At 58.5% G+C, this 2,435-nt stretch carries 3 protein-coding genes; 1 reads left to right on the top strand and 2 read right to left on the bottom strand.

Features of this window, described 5'->3' with window-relative positions; genetic code table 11:
- Window positions 1-105: 105 nt before the first annotated feature.
- On the top strand, window positions 106-1,008 hold the full coding sequence (locus FJ222_12650) for a magnesium transporter CorA family protein (GenBank protein ID MBM4165270.1): 903 nt from the start codon (window positions 106-108) through the stop codon (window positions 1,006-1,008).
- 206 nt (window positions 1,009-1,214) lie between these two features.
- Here FJ222_12650 and FJ222_12645 read toward each other — a convergent pair whose 3' ends face one another.
- The gene (locus FJ222_12645) at window positions 1,215-1,949 is read right to left on the bottom strand and encodes a rhomboid family intramembrane serine protease (GenBank protein ID MBM4165269.1); all 735 of its coding nucleotides are present in this window, start codon (window positions 1,947-1,949) and stop codon (window positions 1,215-1,217) included.
- Window positions 1,950-1,965: 16 nt separating this feature from the next.
- Window positions 1,966-2,157 carry a hypothetical protein gene (locus tag FJ222_12640; protein ID MBM4165268.1) on the bottom strand — a complete coding sequence of 64 codons (192 nt, stop codon included), beginning with the start codon at window positions 2,155-2,157 and terminating at the stop codon, window positions 1,966-1,968.
- Window positions 2,158-2,435 lie beyond the last annotated feature (278 nt).

The following is a 2,435-nucleotide window of genomic DNA, read 5'->3' as shown; positions in this document are numbered from 1 at the left end:
GGATACAGTTGCCTTCTGCTACCCTTCGGCGTTATCTGCCTGGGGTCGGACTTTGCTCTTTGAACGGCCCCAGTTTTCCGTTATGCTGTTTTCCATTGCAGCAGTTTGAGAAAGCTGGTACGCTCGCGTAGCGCACCGACAAGCAGCCGGGCATACCCGGCACACAACCAGTTCCAGATCGACGAGCACAACCTGACGTCGGCATTGGACCGCGACGAACTGCCGCGCGTGGAGCTCGATGTCAACCACTTGGCCGTGATCTTTCGTCACCCCAAGCGCTATACCGCCAAGGACAACTTTCTGTTTCGCATCAATTCCGTCGGCCTCTTTCTGTTCAAAGACAAGCTGATCATGATCGCGCCCGATGATATTTCCCTCTTCGAAGGACGCGCGTTCAGCAAAGTCCAGAATCTGCAGATGCTGTTCCTGCGGATTCTTTCGGCGTGCGTTTCACACTTCTTTTCCCATCTTGACGTGATCAACGACATCGCCAGCGAACTGGAGCCCAAGCTCGTCAAGTCCATGGAGAACTGCCAGTTGCTGCAGATGTTCACCATCGAGAAGAGCCTGGTGTACTACGTCAACGCGATCAGCGCCAACGGCCGGGTGATCGAGCGACTGAAGACCAATGCCAGGAACGCCCAGACCGACGGCTTGTCGCCGGAGATGCTCGAGTTTGTCGACGACCTGGCCATCGAAAATGCCCAGTGTCTGGAACAGGCGCAGGTTTACGCCAATGTCTTTGGCGGCCTGATGGACGCGCGCGCATCGATTGTGAGCAACAATCTGAACGTGTTGATGAAGCACCTCACGGTGATCAACGTGGTCTTCATGCCGCTCAACGTGATCGCCGGCATGGGCGGAATGTCGGAATTAACGATGCTGGCCAAGGCCTTCGGCATCCCCGTGTTCATCGCCTACGTGGCCTTTTTGGCCGGCCTCGTTGTACTCGGATGGACGACGTATGTCGTGCTGCGCCAGGTCGAGCGGCGGGCCATATTCAAGTAACCGGGTCGAAGCGCCGACTGAAGACCGATTCCTCGCTCACCGGAACAGGCCCCTTTCCAGCGCCAGCGTGAGGAGCGCGGCGCCGAGGGTTAGCGGGGTCACCAGCAGGCCGTATTTCACGAACTGCAAGAAGGAGATGTGGCACTCCTTTTCACGCAAAATACTCATCCACATGATCCCTGCCAGGGCGCCCAAAGGCGTCAGTTTCATGCCACCCGGAAGAAGACACGCCGACGCAACAGGCCGAGTCCGTAGAGATAGCCTGCAACGCCGCCCGCCAAATGGGCGGCGTAGGCGATCTGCGAGCGCAGCAGGACCGCTTCGATGATGGTGGCCAGGCCGAGAAACACCGCCAGCGTGCGCGCCCTCATCCGCACCGGGAACACCAGCAGCAGCACGACCGTCTCGCGTCTGGGAAACAACGCGGCATAGGCGCCGATCAGGGCGAAGACTCCGCCCGAGGCACCGATGCAGGTGCCATAGACGCCCGGCTGCGTTCGCAAAGCCAGCACCCGCGCCACCTCGGGGAAGGCTGCGGCCAGCGCCGGCTGGATCGCATCACACGCCACCCAGACCAACCCGCCCATGGCTCCGCCTGCGAGAAAAACAGTCCAGAACCGCCTGCTTCCAATTTCCATCTCCAGGCCGGCGCCAAAAAGCAGCACGGTAAGCATGTTCAAGGCGAGATGCAGCCCGCTTCCGTGAAGAAACAGATAGGTCACCACCTGCCAGCCAAACCCCTGGGCAAGCAGCGGCGCGTGAAGCCCGAAACAGTGGGTCAGCAGCGTGCCATACGAAATTCCGTCGACGAAATCAACGCCCGAAGCCACCCGCTGAATCACAAAAAAGGAGATCGACAGGACGGCAAGGGTCATCGCCGCCGGAGCATACGCAAGCGCAGCGAGAATGCCCGCGCTGACCGTGCGGATTTTTCTAAACATGCCACAACCGCTCACATCACTGGAACTGGTACGCCCGGAAATCCATCACTTGCAAGGCGACCAGCAGTCCGTACACCAGCAAGGCGATGATTGCGCATATGCCCGCTGCGGTATAATTCGCAGCCGGCTTGGTTGTGACCGTGTCCAGCCGGTGTCGATCGGCGAGGAACGCGCTTTGTTTGACAATCCCCTGTACGTCTTCCGCCATTGGAATCCTCCACTCCCATCTGACCAGCAAACCGCAACCATTAGAGCAGATTACAGGCATCTTGAAAAGGGGAAAGTTGCAGGAGGCGGTCGGGGCGCATGGCAGTTCTGATGAGGTCGTTAATTCCTAATCGTAATCGTAATCTTAATCTTAATCCCCCACCCTTTGCCGATCCGGCTCGTAGACGGCTCCCGGCTCATGCACACGATCAGGGGATGTGCTACGGATCAATCCGACCAGCATGGAGACAATTCGAACGAGGATCTCTTTTCCCGGTT

The sequence above is a fragment of the Lentisphaerota bacterium genome (genome assembly GCA_016873675.1).
Taxonomy (GTDB): domain Bacteria; phylum Verrucomicrobiota; class Kiritimatiellia; order RFP12; family JAAYNR01; genus VGWG01.
The sequence above is the reverse complement of the archived record's forward strand: the minus strand, read 5'-3'. Positions and strand labels throughout refer to the sequence as shown.

What these genes read in the sequence shown, in the direction of transcription:
- FJ222_12645 (MBM4165269.1), bottom strand. Translation starts at nt 1,949, where the DNA reads ATGTTTAGAAAAATCCGCACGGTCAGCGCGGGCATTCTCGCTGCGCTT.
- FJ222_12640 (MBM4165268.1), bottom strand. Translation starts at nt 2,157, where the DNA reads ATGGCGGAAGACGTACAGGGGATTGTCAAACAAAGCGCGTTCCTCGCC.